The sequence below is a fragment of the Aquimarina sp. RZ0 genome (assembly GCF_008370685.1).
GTDB lineage: Bacteria > Bacteroidota > Bacteroidia > Flavobacteriales > Flavobacteriaceae > Aquimarina.
Genome location: NZ_VTZU01000004.1, coordinates 1 through 19,161, shown reverse-complemented (window position 1 = coordinate 19,161; position 19,161 = coordinate 1). Strand labels below are relative to the sequence as shown.

The window sequence follows — 19,161 nt, the reverse complement described above, 5'->3', positions numbered from 1 at the left end:
TTTAGTGATGAATATTTATTTATTATTGAAATTTATCTCATAAAAGACCCCTTAACTATAACTTACATCCCTGTTCTTATAGCTTCTACAGGATCTAGTTTTGATGCCATCCAGGCAGGAAAAATACCTGCAATCAGACCTATTAATGTTGACCAAAACATTCCCCAAAACATATTGGATGCAGAGAGTATAAACTCAAAATCGCCTGTCATAGTAGAAGCTCCCTTTGAGATTAACCAAACCAAGACCAAACCTATTAATCCACCAAAAACAGCTAATATCACTGCTTCAAATAAAAACTGTAGTAAGATAAATTTTCTTTTGGCCCCCAATGCCTTTTGAATTCCGATAAGATTTGTTCGCTCTGTTACACTTACAAACATGATATTTGCAATACCAAAACCACCTACCAACAGAGAAAACATACCTATAAATCCTCCAATTTTGGACATTGTACCAGTAATATTATCTATAAAATCAGTAAATCCTTGTAATTGATTTACAAAAAAATTATCAATCTCATCTGGTTTTAATCCTCTATATGTTCTTACCTTCTGGGTGAGTGTTGCTACAAATTCCGGAACATCACTTCCTGATACTGGCTTAATAATGATTGCAGGGAAAGCAAACTTATTATTATCTCCGTATATTTTTCTTACAATATTAACTGGTATCATTGCTGCGGTATCTTTTGAGTTCCCAAAAAGCCCGCTTCCCTCCTTTTTCAAGACTCCAATCACAGTGAATTTCCTTCCGTAGAGGCGTACTTTCTTTCCTATTGGATCAATTTCCCCAAACAAACTATTCGCTATTTCATCCCCAACAACAATCACTGGCGATCCAGCCACTGATTCCTGCTCGTTATAAAACCTTCCTTTGACTACTTGCAATTCTTCAATATCATAATAATCATATGTAACAGGTACTATTTCTACGTTACTAACACTTTGATCTTCATATTTTATAGTTTCCGGAGTTACATTAAGAACAAAACTTGCTGCTTTCATATCAGGCATTGTTCTATTAAGGTACTGATATTCTTCAAAAGTTACGTCTGGAAATTGTTCTCGTTTCCATTGAGGAATTTCTGAAGGTCCAAAAGAAAATCGCATCAAATAAATTGTACTATTATCCAAGGAACTAATACTACCTTTTATTTCTTTTTCTAAAGAATCTACAGCTGCCAGCACTCCAATTATTGAAAAAATACCAATGGTAACTCCCAGCAGGGAAAGAAAAGTTCTTAGCTTATTATTTTTGAGCGCATTAATTGCAAAATTAAAACTCTCTTTCAGTACTCTTAGATAAATTAACATGAGTTGATTTTTGTACAATATAAAGATAGGACGTTTTCTTAATTATTTTGTTACAAAATATCTAAACAATTACAAGTAATGAGTTGTCTAATTGCTAACTAAATCGCTATTTTTGCGTTTTGTTAACTAAAAATTCTCATGAGCAATACAAAAACCGCTAAATCTGCTTTAATTTCTGTGTTTAGTAAAGACGGATTAGCACCTATCGTAAAAAAATTAGATGAACTAGGTATTACCATTTATTCCACCGGAGGTACAGAGAAATTCATTAAAGATCAAGGAGTTACAGTAATCCCTGTAGAAGATGTTACTTCATACCCGTCCATTTTGGGAGGAAGAGTAAAGACATTACATCCCAAAGTATTTGGAGGAATCCTAAATCGTCAAAATAATGATAGTGATGTAGCGGAGTTAACACAATATGAAATTCCACAAATCGATATTGTAATTGTAGATTTATATCCTTTTGAGAAAACTGTGGCTTCTGGAGCCTCAGAACAAGACATCATCGAAAAAATAGATATTGGCGGAATCTCATTAATTAGAGCTGCCGCAAAAAACTTTGCCGATGTTACCTGCGTGGCTTCTGTAGATGATTATTCAGGATTTTTAGATATTATTTCTGATGGAAAAGGCAGTATTTCATTAGCTGATCGTAAACGTTTTGCTGCAAAAGCATTTAATGTTTCTTCACATTATGATAGTGCTATTTTTAATTACTTTAATAATGATCACGCTATTGCATCTCTCAAAATTAGTGAAACCAATGGCAATGCTTTGCGATATGGAGAAAATCCGCATCAAAAAGGGTTTTTCTTTGGGGATTTTGAGGCTATGTTCGATAAGTTACACGGTAAAGAATTATCCTATAATAATCTTCTTGATGTTGATGCTGCAGTAAATCTAATGAATGAATTTAAGGGAGAAGCTCCCACTTTTGCTATTTTAAAACATAACAATGCTTGTGGTTTAGCACAACGTTCGACGATCCATCAGGCATATATTGATGCATTAGCAGGCGATCCTGTTTCGGCATTTGGAGGTGTATTAGTTAGTAATTCTGAGATTGACATTGATACAGCAAAAGAAATCCATACATTATTCTGTGAAGTTGTCATTGCTCCTTCTTATACTGATGAGGCATTAGAAATATTAAAAGGCAAAAAAAACAGAATCATTTTAGTACAAAAAGATATTACTTTACCTGAGACACAAGTTCGTTCTTGTCTTAATGGAGTACTAGTTCAGGATAAGGATCTAAAAACAGATGCTTCTGATGATCTAAAAACTGTTACCAAAGTAACTCCAACAACTGATCAGGTTGCCGATTTATTATTTGCATCTAAAATATGTAAACATACAAAGTCTAATACCATTGTATTCACCAAAGAAAAGCAGTTATTAGCCAGTGGTACCGGGCAAACTTCCAGAGTTGATGCATTAACACATGCTATTGAGAAAGCAGCATCTTTTAATTTTGATCTTAAGGGAGCTGTGATGGCTAGTGATGCATTCTTCCCGTTCCCTGATTGTGTAGAACTAGCAGACAAAGCCGGAATCCAAGCTGTCATACAACCAGGAGGCTCTATAAAGGATCAATTAAGTATAGATTATTGTGATGAAAACGGAATTGCAATGGTAATGACAGGAACTCGTCATTTTAAACATTAATTTTAGTACATTTACTTAATTCTAACCCTTTTTATTGTTTTATATGGGATTTTTTGACTTCTTTACTGAAGAGATTGCAATAGACTTAGGTACTGCAAATACCTTAATTATACATAATGACAAAGTGGTTGTTGACAGCCCATCAATAGTTGCCAGGGATATTATGTCTGGAAAAATAATTGCCGCAGGTAAAGAGGCAGCAATGATGCAGGGAAAGACACACGAAAACATTAAAACTATTCGACCTCTTAAAGATGGCGTAATTGCCGATTTTGATGCTAGTGAAAAAATGATAAGTATGTTTATCAAAGACATTCCGGCATTAAAGAAAAAAGTCTTTACTCCAGCACTGCGTATGGTGATCTGCATTCCCTCAGGGATTACAGAAGTAGAGATGCGTGCGGTTAAAGAAAGTGCAGAACGAGTAAATGGAAAAGAAGTTTATCTTATCCATGAACCTATGGCAGCAGCCATAGGTATCGGGGTAGATATTATGCAACCCAAAGGAAATATGATTGTAGATATTGGCGGAGGTACTACAGAAATTGCAGTGATTGCACTGGGGGGAATCGTTTGTGATAAATCAGTAAAAATTGCCGGAGATGTATTTACCAATGATATCATTTATTATATGCGTACTCAACATAACTTATATGTAGGTGAGCGTACGGCAGAAAAGATAAAAATACAAATAGGTGCTGCTACAGAGGACCTGGAGATACCACCAGAAGAAATGAATGTACAGGGGCGAGATCTTTTAACAGGAAAACCTAAACAAGTTCAGATTTCTTATAGAGAAATTGCCAAAGCCCTAGATAAATCGATCTTGCGAATTGAAGATGCCGTGATGGAAACATTATCACAGACTCCGCCAGAATTGGCAGCAGATATCTATAATACAGGAATATACTTAGCCGGAGGAGGATCTATGTTACGGGGATTAGACAAACGCTTATCTCAGAAAACAGATTTACCTGTTTATATTGCAGAAGATCCCCTAAGAGCTGTAGTAAGAGGAACAGGAATTACCCTAAAAAATATTAATCGATACAAAAGCGTGTTAATTAAATAGTTGTTTTTCAGAAAAAAACATTCGTTTAATATACCTAGAAAATGTTTTTTACGTTATTGTGCTTTTGATTGTTTTTAATTATACCTTGAAGGTTATTAAAACTGTTAGTTTTATTTTAGAAATTAGTATCCCCTATAAATCATGCAGCAGATTATTAATTTTTTAATAAGGAACAAAAACTTCCTGTTATTTCTGTTTCTGCTCTTATTATCATTACTATTTACTATACAATCCCATAGTTATCATAAAAGTAAATTTATTAGTTCTACTAATTTCTTAACTGGTGGTATCTATGGCTGGAGATATTCCATTAGTGATTACTTTGGGCTAAAAGAAAAAAACAGACGACTCATAGAGGAAAATGAAAAACTTCGCAATCAACTCAGCCTTTTTTCTAAAGAAACTACTCCTGTCATTTATATTGATACAATCTCATTTAACAGACCATTCACCTTCATAAAAGGGAATGTTTATAGAAATGATTATAGTAAAGCAGATAATTATATCCTGATTAACAAAGGAGAAAAAGATAGTATCAAACCAGACATGGGCGTAATTACGGATAAAGGCATTATTGGAATCGTAGAAAACACATCTAAAAATTACAGTAGAGTAATTTCTATATTAAATAGTAATTCCAGAATTAATGCCGGTTTAAAAAAATCAAACCAATATGGATCGCTTATGTGGAATGGCAAAGACCCTAATATTGTGCAACTAGAAACGATCCCAAGACAAGCTGTCTTAAAAAAAGGAGACACTATCATTACTAATGGGCGCTCTACTATTTTCCCCAAAGGCATTGGCATAGGAACCATTTTAAATTATGAATTGGATAAAAATCAAAGTTATTATCTCATAGATGTTAAATTATTTAATGATATGACTGATATTGGTTTTGTGTATGCTATCAAAAGTAATGAAGCGATAGAGGTTAAGAAACTAGAAAATTCTAAAATTAATGAATAATAATATTCTACTATATATCGGCAGATTTATTATTCTGGTTTTCGTTCAGGTTTTCATCCTTAATCACGTCAACTTTTTGGGATATCTCAACCCATATATCTATATTATTTTTATATTATTAGCCCCTATCACCATTCATAAAAGCCTCTTTTTGTTTTTGAGTTTTGTTCTAGGATTAACTATTGACATATTCGGGGATTCAGGAGGTATTCATGCAGCCGCTTGTCTTGTCATAGCATACCTCAGACCTATTGTTTTGAGATCAGTTTTTGGCTTAAGTTATGAGTTTCAAACCATGAAATTAAACAATGCAAGATTCGGAGAACGATTAGCTTATGTAATTTTATTAGTTTTCACACATCACATAGTACTTTTCTCACTAGAAATATTTAACTTATCACATATACTATTGATAGGCAAAAAAACGTTATTCACAAGCTTATTTTCTATAGTGGTTGTTATGTTGATTTTAGTGTTGTTTAGAAGAAAAGATTCATGAGAAAATTATTACTTTACCTTATCATAATAAGTACTGGTATTGTGTTTATTGCCAGGCTCTTCTATTTACAAATCTACAATACTTCTTTTACTGCATTATCAGAAGACAATGCTATTAAAGTTCTATATGACTATCCGCAACGAGGCGCAATATATGATAGAAACGGAAAATTATTAGTCACCAACCAACCGTCGTACGATGTAATGGTTATCCCCAGAGAACTAAAACCTTTTGACACTCTGGAATTTTGTTCTATCCTTGGGATTACTAAAGAAAAACTAATAAAACAGCTAAAGAAAGCTAAAGTATATTCTCCCAGAGTTCCATCTGTAGTTGTACCACAATTAACAAAAAATGAATATGCTTTTCTACAGGAGAAGATGCGGAAATTTGATGGTTTTTATATCCAGAAACGTTCTCTCAGGGATTATCAAACTACTAATGGTTCTAATGTGTTGGGATATATTGCTGAAGTTAATGACGCACTCATTGAGAAAGACCCGTATTATTTATCAGGTGATCTTATCGGAATGCAGGGTGTCGAAAAGCAATATGAAAAAGAATTAAGAGGTATTAAAGGGATCAAACGTATCCAGAAAGATAGATTTAACAGAGATATTGGTCCTTATAAAAACAAAAAGTATGATACACTACCTGTAAACGGAAAAGATCTTACCATTACCATTGATGAAGAGTTACAGGCATATGGACAGCAACTTATGGAAAATAAAAGAGGCGGAATTGTTGCCATAGAACCTTCCAGTGGTGAAATTCTCTCTTTGATTACAGCTCCTACATATAAGCCAGAGTTATTAGTAGGCAGAAAAAGATCTCCTAATTATACCAGGTTACATTATGATTCTATTTCCAGACCTTTATTTGATCGAGGTGTCAAAGGTGAATATCCTCCTGGATCTCCATTTAAAGCGATAACAGCTTTAATCGGACTACAAGAGGGTGTTGTAGATACACAAGAGAGTTTCTTTTGTAATCATGGGTTTCGCTACGGAAAAAAAGCAAAACTAGGGTGCCACTCACATGGGAGCCCTTTAAATATGATTCCTGGAATAGCGCAATCCTGTAATGCATATTTTGCAAATGTCTATCTAAGAATTATCAATAAATATGATACGCCACAAAAAGGTATTGATAATTGGAAAAAACATGCTGAAAGTTTTGGACTAGGGAATTATCTTGGCAATGACCTATCTAGCGGTAGCAAAGGATTGATTCCTAATTCAGATTTTTATAATAAACAATATCAATATCCAAAATATAAGTGGTATGCTACCGCTACCATATCTAATGCAATCGGTCAGGGAGCTGTATTAGCCACTCCCATACAATTAGCCAATATGACTGCCGCTATTGCCAATAGAGGGCATTTTTATACCCCACATATTCTAAAAGCGATCGACGGAGAACCAATACATATCGAAACATATACTAAACCCAAATACACTACCATAAATAAAGAGCACTTTACCCCTGTAATTGAGGGGATGCATCAAGTGTACACACAAGGAACTGCTAGATCACTACAGGTAGAAGGAATAGACATCTGTGGCAAAACAGGAACAGCAGAAAACTATACCAAGATCGATGGAAAACGAATGCAATTAACAGATCATTCTGTTTTTATAGCTTTTGCTCCTAAAGAAAATCCGAAAATTGCACTTGCTGTTTTTATAGAAAACGGGCATTGGGGCTCTCGATATGCTGGAAAAATTGCTAGTTTAATGATAGAAAAACACCTTAGAGGAATTATTTCCAGAACTGATCTGGAAGCATGGGTATTGACACACAGTTTAGAAGAAGAGTACGCCAAACCCTATAGCAATAAACCTTTTAAAATCAATCAATAATGGCTAGATCAACTATTGTTGCAATTGATTGGATTTCTGTTATTTTATTTTTGCTACTCGTTGGTTTTGGCTGGGGAAACATTTATTCTGCTTCATATGGTGACGAGGCATTCTCGATTACTGATTTTTCTCAACCCTATATAAAACAATTATATTGGATTGCCCTAAGTATTACTATCATTATCATTACCATGGCAATCGAAACTAAATTTTATGAGCGATTTGCCGGATTGATTTTTATTATCTCTCTTATATCTCTTCTTGGTCTTTTCGTATTTGGTAAAAATGTGAACGGAGCTACTTCCTGGTACGCTTTTGGACCTGTAGGGCTACAACCATCAGAATTTGCCAAAGCTGCTACAGCGCTTGCACTAGCCAAATTCTTAAGTGATATGCAAACTAATATAAAACTAACTAACCATCAATTAAGAGCATTTTTAATCATTGCACTACCAGCGTTAATTATAATACCCCAACCAGATCCTGGAAGTGCTTTAGTATATACAGCATTTTTCTTTCCATTATATAGAGAAGGATTAGCTGCCATGTATTTGATTATCGGAGCAGCAGCCTCAGTATTATTCATACTTACACTACTGTTTACTCCTTTATGGGTGGTTCTCTTTATTGCAATCTTAATAGCTTTAGTTTTACTTAAGAATAGAAAACACAAACCCAGGTATTCCCGATATATTTTAGTATTAATTATTATCACTGGATTTTGTTTCTCGGTCAACTATATTTTTAATAATGTTTTTGAACAAAGACATAGAGATCGTTTTAATATTGTATTAGGAAAAGAAGTTGATACCAAAGGTATTGGCTACAATACCAATCAAAGTGAAATTGCTATTGGTAGTGGTAGCTGGACTGGAAAGGGGTGGAAAGAAGGTACCCAAACCAAAGGGGGCTTCGTGCCTGAACAACATACAGATTATATTTTTAGTACTGTGGGAGAAGAATGGGGATTTATGGGCGCTTCTATTATTATTTTATTATTTGTAGGGTTATTGATACGTCTTCTTTATCTCGCAGAAAGGCAAAAATCTCAATTTAGCAGAGTATATGGATATAGCGTAGTCGGAATTTTATTTATTCATTTTGCCGTCAATGTAGGTATGGTTACCGGATTACTCCCTACCGTAGGTATTCCTCTCCCGTTTTTTAGCTATGGTGGTTCTGGACTATGGGGTTTCACCCTTTTACTTTTTATTTTTATAAAACTCGACTCGAATCGCGTGAATGAATGGTAATCTCAAAATTTCCACTCTTGATCGTTCGAAGACGCCTCTAACCTATCCTCCACAACATCATCTAGCTTAGGAAAAAAGTCAATCCCGGTTAATTTTTCGATACGATCCACAGGAACTACAAAATCACTTAATTTTTTATCAGAATCTTCATGGGGTATCAGAAAACCAATCATTTTTGGTTCTTCAGAGCTCATATCCAATATGATCTTATAAAAATATTCTGGTACAGATACAGCCTCATACCCTATAGTCTTCAGATCAGTTTCCAGAATTCCGCCTGTAATGACATAAACGTTGTTATATATAGTCGCCCAATAACGAGTTTTTTGCTCCAAAAGATTCCAGATACCTGCATTAAACTTATGATTTTGTGGAGAAATATTTGAAGTAAGAAACGTTTCTTCAAATGCTTTATACGTAAATCTTCTATCTGCAGCAGGACATAAATGACCTTTGTCATACCCTGAATTCTTATAATTTCTCCAATCTGCAGACGAGGATCTGATCTTTTTATCTATCTCAAAAAAAGGTCTTTTAAATTCATTTTTAGAAAGATGCTCTTTTTTCAATTCATAAGCAACCCATTCTGGTTGTTCATGTTTTTCTGAATAGGATAATGAATAATGAGAATGAGAAACCACAATTCCGGTAGTCGAACTCGGAAGATAAAAGAAACTAAACACCGATGCCTCCACTCCTGGATCTGAAAAATTCACTTCTTTTTTGTCCAGATAATCTTCAAAATAATAAAAACCTATTGATACTGAAATTATTAATACTGGATAAATATACCTTCTTTTCAAATTTTCTGATTTATAATTGATATAAAACCGTAAAAATATCAAAATAGCGACATATAAGTACTGTATATCATTTCTTTTCATTTTTGAAGCAGGAAACAAAAAAACCGGATTCAGTTTACGGTGATTTCATTTTAAGAATTGAATTACATAATGTTTTCAAAGTAGAATATAGTATTATTAGTTTTACCTAAGTATGCCACAGTTCCGGTCAAACAAATGAAAATCAAGACATTTCATCTAAACATATAGTAATTTACTAAACTTTAACACAAAAAAAATCATTCAATTTGTGGATAGCTAAAAAAACATAAAATATTTAAAATCAACAACATACAATAATAATTAACATAAATAAATATTAAAATTACGGTTATACCGTTCTTATTTTGATCTTAAACATCGTGTCTGATGTCTTCTAAAATATCTAATTTAGAACACTTGTTAGTTATAAAGATATAATACTATTATTTTTTGAGTATTTATTGTATAAAATCTAATGTATGTAAATTTGAGATCCTTTATATCCTAGTGTCTCCTTGACGATACTCTTTTTTAACAAATAAGTACTTTTAAAAAATTTATGAAAAATAAAATTGAGAATATCATAGAAAGTGTTTTAATCCAAAATCGGATCGGAGATTACGATAAAAAGGATTTAGAGTTACAACTTCAGATACATCCCAATTATCCAAGTTTTCAATCTATCACTGATACTTTAGATTATTTTGATATTGATAACATTGCTGTAGAAGTACCTATAGATGCATTGGATCAACTTCCCGAAAGTTTTGTTTCCTTGGTAAAAACAGAAGACTCTGAAGAAATTGTTGCCGTTATCAATAAACGAAACAAAATACAGCTTAAACATACCAGCCTTAAAGACAAAAATTATACTTATTCTGAATTTAAGAAAATATGGATTCCAAAAGTAATTGCTGTAGAACATAGCACAAAAAGCAATTTATTTTCGCAAAAGTCTGTCTTACAAAATATTTTATTAGTAACACTTCTTTTAAGCACTATTGTTCTTGTAGTTGATAAATCATTAGGACTTAGTCAAATTCTATTTTTACTAATGTCGCTATCGGGGATTGTTTTTGGATTCTTTGCTGTGCGTGAGAGTCTTGGGATACAGTCTCAAACCATACATCAATTTTGTACTTCTGTCGGAAACTCGAATTGTGGTGATGTCATCAATAACAATACAGGAAAACTTTTCAAGAATTTTTCACTAGCAGATGCCAGTATCACTTTCTTCAGTGTTATTACCATATTTCAACTTTTTTATGGATTCAATAGTACCTTATTGCTCCCAACACTTCTTGGAATTCCCTTTATACTATATTCTATATATTCTCAGGCATTTGTAATAAAAAAATGGTGTGCTATCTGTATTGCCATAGCTTCTATATCAATAGGACTAGTTTTCATTGCGCTTCTTAATCTTTCTTTTAATTTTAGCCTGACATTGATTTCTGGCTTTATTCTGATCGCTACAACATTCACTTTGGCGTACATGTTTGCAATGCAAAACTTAATAGAAAACAAAGATTATAAAAGTGAAAATATAAAACTAAATCATTTTAAAAGGGATCCTCAAATATTTAATCATTTATTGAGTCTTTCTGAGAGGGTTGAGGATAAAACGAACATTATAAATGAAATTATTCTTGGTAATCCTAATGCTCCTTATAGAATAACAAGTCTTACCAACCCCATGTGTGGGTATTGTAAAACTGCGTTTGAAGCCTATGCCAGAGTTCTAAAAACGATGGATCAGCAATTACAAATCATTATACGATTAAAAGTTTCGTTTGATGACACAGATAATCAGGCTACACAGATTAGTTTACGCCTTTTAGAAATTTATCACGCTGATGGGTCTGATGGATTTATAACAGCATATACTGAATGGTTTAAAAACAGAACGTTCACCATCTGGATAAAAAAATATGGTACTCCAAAAAACAATAAAGATTATATAGAAGTACTTAAAAAACAATCAGACTGGGCAGAAAAGAATAATTTGTTTTATACGCCTGCTTCTATAATGAATACTAGAATATACCCTCAAAAATATAGTTATGATGAATTTTTTCATTTTACTAGTATGATGATTGAAAACAATCAAGAAGAAATCGTTCAAACGCCAGAAATAGATACAAATCCTGTGTAATGGTTTTTTACAATAATCAAACTATTGCCATAGCTGTTAAATATATATATAAAGAAGATTATGTTTAAAAATATAGATAAAATAAATAACGCTCATTTCACTTTCCTTAGCTTGGCTACTTAAAGGCTTTGATATACAGTAACAATCAATCCATAATTTCTGGAATTAATAGCTACAAATGCCTGGTAACATGCTTTGTTTATAATTATTGGATTGTTTTAACTAAAACTTTTCTAAATTAATAACAATACAGAAAAGCTTACTTTTAAAAAGACGTATTATTACTCTTTTTTCTTCACACACTCACTCAGAATATTTCCCCGATTGCTTATACCAATCGGGGAATATTTAAAACTTAATAAAATTATGAACTACACTTTTTACAATTAAAAAAACATTTCTAAAGAAAGGCATACTCACTGGCAATCAAAATTTTAAAACACACTAGTATTATCATTCATACCTAACGTGAATATTAGCAGACAATACTAATATTGCTGTGAAACATGATAATTATTATAAAAAAAACATTTTAAAACTCTTTTCAAAATCTATATTCTTAAAACCAAATGTAAAGGTCATCCTCAATTATAAAAACCAGAAGGTTAGGGTTTTCTTTGAACTCATTTTGACCTTTTATTTTTAACCGAAAATGAGTTGAAATTTGTCCAGATAAGGCACTTTTTTTAGTCTATAGTAGTACTCCAGATGAAAAAAGTAACGAAACATGGACGAATTTCAGCCATTTTTCAGAAAATAGAAATAAGTCAACAGAGTTCATTAAGAGCATACTAATAACAAATAAAGGAGTATATTTTTTTGAATATACTCCTTTTTATTTATCCTTTTACATCTAATGCATCGCGTAATGCATTCCCAATAAGCATAAAAGCCATCACAAGGCTCATAATACCAATCCCTGGTATGACAGCCAGATATGCTTTTCCTAATATAATATAAGAATAATGATCTTTGATCATTGCACCCCAGCTAGCCATTGGTGGCTGTGCTCCTATTCCCAAAAAACTAAGACCACTTTCTATAAGAATAGCTCCGGCAAAATTAGCAGCAGAGATCACAATAACCGGCGCCAAACTATTGGGTAATATATGTCTGGTGATAATTCTAAAATGATTGTAACCCAATGCCCTTGCAGCCGTAATATACTGCATTTCCTTTATACTCAAAACCTGACCCCTCACTACTCTTGCCACTTCTACCCACATTGTCAAACCTACCGCGATAAAAACCTGCCAAAATCCTTTTCCTAAGGCCAATGTAATAGCAATCACTAATAACAGTGTTGGAATCGACCAGGTCACATTAATCAACCACATAATAAACACATCCATTTTGCCTCCAAAATACCCAGCAATCGCACCGATAGAAACCCCCAAAAGTAATGATATCAAAACGGCTACAAAACCGATAGAAAACGAGATACGAATACCTATCAGCATTCTACTCAACAGATCTCTTCCATATTTATCCGTTCCTAAAAAAAAAGTTTGATTCCTTATAAATGTCTGTACAATCTCATCTTTATCAAGTCTTTGAGGAAAATTATCTAATTCTATACTTTTAGAAATCCCTGCAAGTTCTCCTTCTGTATAAGGAGTAACTTTAAGAATATTGTTTTCAAAAGTAAAATCTTCTATTGGAATCTCTGTATTTAAATTTTTTACTCCAAAAAATAGTCTTTCAAACAAAGATTGATCAGTAGACGTACCAGAAGGTATTGTAAGCATCTGTACAGAAAACCCTGGTTTCTTAGAATGTATAGACAAGTGCATCTGGTTTGCATTCTGAGAATTATCAGGTGCTAATATATATGCCAGCATGGCAATCAATCCACAAAAAACAATAAACCAAAAACTCAAAACGCCCCAAAAATTTTTCCTAAATCTTTGGAGCGCTATTGCTGTTAATGAATTTGATTTTGCCATTAAAACATATTAATTTTTAATGGTAAGTGGATTTTTAGATCTACGTATATTGTTGATTTTCATATCTTCCAGAACACTCAATGCTTCTTCAACATAAACATCTTTACTTAAACTTTTATGCCATCTTTTTCTTTTTTCTTCCAGAATTGTGTCTTTCTTCATCAAATCTTTTTCATATGGCAATGACTCAAATGATAAATTGGTTTTATAATCATTTAGCCGTTCAAATCGTTCTGCCTGCTTTTCATTTAATTCAATATTTGCTTTGTACTTATTATAATTTAATGAATATTTATTGACATCTCTTTTTTCTCTCACCCATTTAGCATTTTCTTCGATCAGTTTTAACTGCTCATTTGTTGCCATACGTGCCTTACTCTTATTGATTGTTTGATCAAAATCTATATAACCGTCCCATAATGTATAATCGGCAGCAGCTATCTTATCCCAAGGAAGGGGATTCTCCTGATCTTTTTCTCCTATATCAATATAACTATACCGATCCGGAACTACTACATCACTTTTTACTCCTTCTAGCTGTGTCGAACCTCCGTTAACACGATAAAATTTCTGTGTAGTAAGCTTCAAGGCTCCAAGGTCTCCAAAATCATTACTTCTCATCCATCTGTTAAGATCCATAACGTTTTGTACCGTTCCTTTTCCATATGTTTGCTTGCTACCAATAATAATAGCTCTTTTGTAATCTTGCATGGCAGCTGCCAAAATCTCGGATGCCGAGGCCGAAAGTTCATTCACCAGAATAACTAATGGTCCATCCCACAGCACATTTCTATCTTTATCACTTAAAACCTCTGGAGATTCTCCTTTAGTTCTGACTTGTACTATAGGTCCTTTATCGATAAATAAACCTGCAATATCGACTACGGTCTGTAAAGAGCCTCCTCCATTATCTCTAAGATCAATAACAAGCCCTTCCATGTCTTGTTCTTTAAGACGAATAATCTCTTGTTTTACATCCTTAGCAGCATTACGCTGATTATAATCCTGCATATTAAAATAAAACTTAGGTAAATTAATCACCCCATAAGCTTTATTATTTTTTTTGACCAAGGAAGATTTTGCATAGGTTTCTTCTAATTCTACAACATCTCTAACAATTTCAATATTCTCAATAGTGCCATCAACTTTTTTAACAGTAAGCATTACTTTAGTCCCTTTTGCCCCTTTAATAAGACTTACTGCGTCATCTAATCTCATCCCAACAATATTCACTGGCTCTACTTCATCTTCCTGCTTAACTTTCATAATAAGATCACCTACCTCTACTTCATTTCCTCTCCAGGCAGGACCTCCAGAAATAATCTCAATAATTTTTACATTATCATTCTTTTTTTGCAATCTGGCACCAATACCTTCAAGTTTTCCAGACATTGCAATATCAAAACGGTCTTTATCCTGAGGCGCAAAATAATAGGTATGCGGATCAAACTCTTCTACAATAGAATTTATATATATAGAAAACCAATCTTTTCTTTCCAGGTCATCTGCAAATTCAAAATATTCTTTTAATGACATTTTGGTAATTTCACGAGCCTCTTCTTCAAGAACAACTGCAGTTTTTCTCTTATAATTCTTATTCTTTGTAATAGAATCTATCTGCTCATCTACTTTATCATAATAACTAGATAGTGCATTAAACTTAAGTTGTAATCGCCAGCGATTTTTCATCTCCTCTTTATTACTGGCATACGCTATTTCTTCATAATCCGTATTAATAGATTCATCTTTTTCAAAATTAAAGGGATGCCCCAAAATTTCTTTATAAAGTGATCGGGCATCAGACATTCTATCTTGTAATCTATTATAAGTTAGGTTAAAAAAATCGATCTCCTTATCTCGAATCTGATCATCCAACAACTTTTCGAATTTCTTGAACTCGTCTATATCACTCTTATAAAAATATCTTTTTAAAGGATCTAAGGCATCTATATAATCCGCAAATACTTCTTTAGAAAAATCATCATCCATATCCTTTGCATCATAATGACCTTTACTCAAGACATAACTAATCAGATCTATCAAGATTCGATCTTTGTCCGGATCATCTTCATCAACTTTTGTGGTAAAGCTGCAAGAGGCAGCAGAAACAATTACGGTAAGCATCAATACCAAAAAACTCTTTTTCATACGCTATATTTTTGTTTTCAATGGCCAGATGAAACTTATCAATAAACATTCTCGAACTAACGCTAATTAAAAGAATGTTTTTTTGATTCATTACATACGTTCATTTTTAGTTTAGGGTTTCATGGCAAAATACATTAAAAATCGTGCCAATATAACGTAATAATACTAAATTTTTCTTAAAAGAACTAATAATATGTTCACCTCGTCATTAATAATATTTTTAGAGTAAAAAAAATGTATTTTTACATACGAAAAAACAAAAAAAATGCCTCAAAAAAGACCTCTTATATTAGTCACCAATGATGACGGTATTACAGCTCCTGGAATCAGGACTTTAATAAGTGTTATGAATGAGATTGGAGATGTATATGTTGTTGCTCCTGATAGTCCTCAAAGCGCAATGGGGCATGCAATCACTATTAACAACACATTATACTGTGACGCTATTGTTATTGACAACAATGCCCCTCAAAAAGAATATAGTTGTTCTGGAACACCAGTAGACTGCGTTAAAATGGCAACTCGTACAATTTTGAACCGGAAACCTGATTTATGTGTTAGTGGTATTAATCATGGCTCTAATTCTGCAATTAATGTGATCTATTCGGGAACAATGAGTGCTGCTGTAGAAGCTGGAATTGAAGGAATTCCAGCTATTGGTTTTTCATTATTAGACTATAGTATGAACGCTAATTTTGGGCCTGCTAAAAAATATGTAAGATCCATCGTAGAAAATGTCTTGAAAAATGGATTACCCAAAGGTATAGTGCTTAATGTCAATATTCCTAAAATGGATACTCCAGATATAAAAGGTGTTAAAATTTGTAGACAAGCCAATGCACATTGGGTAGAAGAATTTGACAAGAGAACAAATCCAATGGGTAGAGATTATTACTGGCTTTCAGGAAAATTTATCAATGAAGACAAAGGAGAAGATACTGATGAATGGGCATTGCATAATGGATATGTTTCTGTCGTCCCCACACAATTTGACCTTACAGCTCATCATTTTATACAAGAATTAAACAATTGGTCGTTACATGATTAAAAAAGAGATTGTTATAGGTTTTTTTATAGGCATACTTGCCAATACAATTGGCATTGTTTTATATATTCTATTATTTTCTGATTCAAGTATACCAGCAACATTAAAAGCTGCTAGAGTAAATAATTTTTTGGGAAGTTTGATAGCATTGGGAGCAATTCTCAATCTTATTATTTTCTTTTTGTTTTTAAAACAAAATAAACCGTATAGAGCACGTGGCGTGCTCCTTGCTACGCTAATTGCGGCAGTATGTATAGCAATTAGTAAATTTAATTAATACCGTAGAAAGTATAAAAAGATGAAATATTATCTTATCGCAGGAGAAGCATCTGGAGATTTGCATGGTGCTAACCTTATGAAGTCTATTCTTGAAAAAGATCCAGAGGCAGAATTTAGATTCTGGGGAGGTGATCTGATGCAAACTGTTGGTGGCTCTATCGTGATGCACTATAGAGAGCTTGCTTTTATGGGTTTTATAGAAGTATTGTTAAACTTGTTTACCATTCTAAAAAACATAAAATTCTGTAAACAAGATATTCTCGATTACACTCCTGATGTTATTGTCTTTATTGATTATCCAGGATTTAATCTACGCATTGCAAAATGGGCAAAACAAAACGAATTCAAAACTCATTATTATATTTCTCCACAAATATGGGCCTGGAAAGAAGGAAGAATCAAGAGTATTAAAAAATGCATTGATGCTATGTATGTGATCCTTCCATTCGAAAAAAGTTTCTATGAAGACAAGCATCAATTTCCCGTTCATTTTGTCGGACATCCTCTTATCGATGCAATTGCAAATCATGCACAGGTTATGCCAGAAGAATTTAATAAAATGCACAATCTCGATAACCGACCTATTATTGCTATTCTTCCCGGAAGCAGAAAACAAGAAATCAAAAAAATGCTGGAGATAATGCTCAGTATCGTTGATGATTTTCCTGACTATCAATTTATAATTGCAGGAGCACCGAGTCAGGATCCTGAGTTTTATACGCCTTTTATAAATAAAGAAGGGGTTCATCTGGTTATGAATCAAACGTATAACCTTCTTAGCTTAAGCAATGCCGCTCTGGTAACTTCTGGTACGGCGACCTTAGAAACTGCTTTGTTCAAAATCCCTGAAGTTGTATGCTATAAAGGGAATTGGATTTCATATCAGATCGCTAAGAGAATTATTGATCTTGACTACATTTCTTTGGTAAATTTAATTATGGACAAGCCTGTTGTCACCGAATTAATTCAGGGAGCGCTTACTACCAAAAGACTAAAAGAAGAACTTTCTACCATTATTGATGATTATAAGAGAGCTGTTATGTTTTTAGATTATTATGATCTGGAAAAAAAATTAGGTGGAAAAGGAGCAAGTGACAAAACTGCCAATCTTATTGTAGAGTCTATAAAATAACACATCCCAAAATGAAAAAAACACTATCCTTATTACTCCTCTTCTGTATCTTGCTTTCTTCTTGTGGTAGTACTAAAAAAAGAGGTATTAGTGCTTCAAAAAAAGCAAATACGCACACTAAATCCAGAAAAACAACAAAGGCTGAAAGCAAAAAAATTATAGGTGTTATCAAGTATGCCAAAACATTTGAGGGTACACGCTATAAATACGGAGGTACCACCAAAAAAGGAATGGATTGCTCTGGATTGGTCTACACTTCATTCAAAAAAAATGACATCGTACTCCCTAGAACTTCTAGAGCTATGGCAAGTCAGGGAACTAAAATATCTTTAAAAAATGTAGCTCCGGGAGATTTACTTTTTTTTAAAACAAATAAAAACAAAAATGTAATTAATCACGTAGGGCTCGTGGTAACCACAGGAAATCAGGTACAATTTATACACGCGTCTACATCTAAAGGAGTTACCATATCTAGTCTCAATGAACGGTATTGGAGTAATTGCTTTGTGACCGTCAGAAGGGTTTTGTAATCGGATTCCCTTTTTCGGGTTTAATTATCCCGCAAAGTCTCAGACTTTCTGAGCGGGTCATGACTATTTTTACTGTATCTTGATCTTGCCGCACTACCCCTGCCAATCTTTAATCGCCACTAGCAGATACTGGCTAGCGACATCAGGAGAACATTCTTCAACCTATACAAAATGATCATGGTTGTTTCTACTGTAGTTCAATTCACTTCTGTAGTGCACGAGATTTTAATAAATTTATTGCGGCTTCAACAGCCTCTTTTTGATAACTCTCACTATTAAGCACGATATTTTTCAATTCTTCTTCATACTTTTTTGCCATAATTCAAATATAAGGTTACCTCTAAAATTAATTTATTTTTAATCAAATAGTTATAGTATTTTACTGACTAAACACAGGTGAGATGAATAGTTACAAACGCACAGGAACAACTTCTTTATTTTCAGAAAGTTATCGATT

At 33.2% G+C, this 19,161-nt stretch carries 15 protein-coding genes; 11 read left to right on the top strand and 4 right to left on the bottom strand.

The window, feature by feature from the left end; all coding sequences use genetic code 11:
• Nucleotides 1-62: 62 nt before the first annotated feature.
• Entirely contained in the window at nt 63-1,316 is a 1,254-nt protein-coding gene (locus tag F0000_RS02910) for an ABC transporter permease (protein ID WP_149623206.1), read from the bottom strand.
• Between the two features lie 138 nt (nt 1,317-1,454).
• On the opposite strand from F0000_RS02910, the gene purH reads away from it, so the two are divergent.
• The 6 genes from purH (at nt 1,455) to rodA (ending at nt 8,645) form a co-directional block, all read left to right on the top strand.
• The gene (gene purH / locus F0000_RS02905) at nt 1,455-2,987 is read left to right on the top strand and encodes a bifunctional phosphoribosylaminoimidazolecarboxamide formyltransferase/IMP cyclohydrolase (protein WP_149623205.1); all 1,533 of its coding nucleotides are present in this window, start codon (nt 1,455-1,457) and stop codon (nt 2,985-2,987) included.
• A gap of 43 nt (nt 2,988-3,030) precedes the next feature.
• A complete protein-coding gene (locus F0000_RS02900; RefSeq protein ID WP_149623204.1) occupies nt 3,031-4,059 on the top strand; it encodes a rod shape-determining protein in 1,029 nt (342 codons plus the stop codon).
• Nucleotides 4,060-4,200: 141 nt separating this feature from the next.
• Entirely contained in the window at nt 4,201-5,028 is an 828-nt protein-coding gene (gene mreC / locus F0000_RS02895) for a rod shape-determining protein MreC (RefSeq protein ID WP_149623203.1), read from the top strand.
• Nucleotides 5,021-5,527, top strand: a complete 507-nt coding sequence (locus F0000_RS02890; protein ID WP_149623202.1) for a rod shape-determining protein MreD — start codon at nt 5,021-5,023, stop codon at nt 5,525-5,527. Before mreC ends, F0000_RS02890 begins: the two co-directional genes overlap by 8 nt.
• Nucleotides 5,524-7,392, top strand: a complete 1,869-nt coding sequence (mrdA, locus tag F0000_RS02885) for a penicillin-binding protein 2 (protein WP_149623201.1) — start codon at nt 5,524-5,526, stop codon at nt 7,390-7,392. The genes F0000_RS02890 and mrdA overlap by 4 nt, the downstream gene beginning before the upstream one ends.
• A complete protein-coding gene (gene rodA / locus F0000_RS02880) occupies nt 7,392-8,645 on the top strand; it encodes a rod shape-determining protein RodA (protein WP_149623200.1) in 1,254 nt (417 codons plus the stop codon). Before mrdA ends, rodA begins: the two co-directional genes overlap by 1 nt.
• Nucleotides 8,646-8,647: 2 nt before the next feature.
• On the opposite strand, the gene F0000_RS02875 is transcribed toward rodA, so the two are convergent.
• On the bottom strand, nt 8,648-9,448 hold the full coding sequence (locus F0000_RS02875; RefSeq protein WP_255452599.1) for a DNA/RNA non-specific endonuclease: 801 nt from the start codon (nt 9,446-9,448) through the stop codon (nt 8,648-8,650).
• A 580-nt stretch (nt 9,449-10,028) separates the two neighbouring features.
• On the opposite strand from F0000_RS02875, the gene F0000_RS02870 reads away from it, so the two are divergent.
• Nucleotides 10,029-11,624, top strand: coding sequence for a vitamin K epoxide reductase family protein (locus tag F0000_RS02870; RefSeq protein ID WP_149623198.1), 1,596 nt, complete (start codon nt 10,029-10,031; stop codon nt 11,622-11,624).
• 839 nt (nt 11,625-12,463) lie between these two features.
• Here F0000_RS02870 and F0000_RS02865 read toward each other — a convergent pair.
• Nucleotides 12,464-13,570, bottom strand: a complete 1,107-nt coding sequence (locus F0000_RS02865) for an ABC transporter permease (protein ID WP_149623197.1) — start codon at nt 13,568-13,570, stop codon at nt 12,464-12,466.
• 9 nt (nt 13,571-13,579) lie between these two features.
• Nucleotides 13,580-15,718 carry a carboxy terminal-processing peptidase gene (locus F0000_RS02860; RefSeq protein WP_149623196.1) on the bottom strand — a complete coding sequence of 713 codons (2,139 nt, stop codon included), beginning with the start codon at nt 15,716-15,718 and terminating at the stop codon, nt 13,580-13,582.
• 265 nt (nt 15,719-15,983) lie between these two features.
• Here F0000_RS02860 and surE point away from each other — a divergent pair, with 265 nt between their 5' ends.
• The 4 genes from surE to F0000_RS02840 are packed head-to-tail and all read left to right on the top strand — an operon-like array spanning nt 15,984 to nt 18,704.
• A complete protein-coding gene (gene surE, locus F0000_RS02855) occupies nt 15,984-16,766 on the top strand; it encodes a 5'/3'-nucleotidase SurE (RefSeq protein WP_149623195.1) in 783 nt (260 codons plus the stop codon).
• A complete protein-coding gene (locus F0000_RS02850; protein ID WP_149623194.1) occupies nt 16,759-17,040 on the top strand; it encodes a hypothetical protein in 282 nt (93 codons plus the stop codon). The genes surE and F0000_RS02850 overlap by 8 nt, the downstream gene beginning before the upstream one ends.
• 21 nt (nt 17,041-17,061) lie before the next feature.
• Nucleotides 17,062-18,174 (top strand): lipid-A-disaccharide synthase, encoded by a 1,113-nt coding sequence (lpxB, locus tag F0000_RS02845; protein WP_149623193.1) that lies wholly within the window; start codon nt 17,062-17,064, stop codon nt 18,172-18,174.
• 11 nt (nt 18,175-18,185) lie between these two features.
• On the top strand, nt 18,186-18,704 hold the full coding sequence (locus F0000_RS02840) for a C40 family peptidase (RefSeq protein WP_149623192.1): 519 nt from the start codon (nt 18,186-18,188) through the stop codon (nt 18,702-18,704).
• Nucleotides 18,705-19,161: the final 457 nt, after the last annotated feature.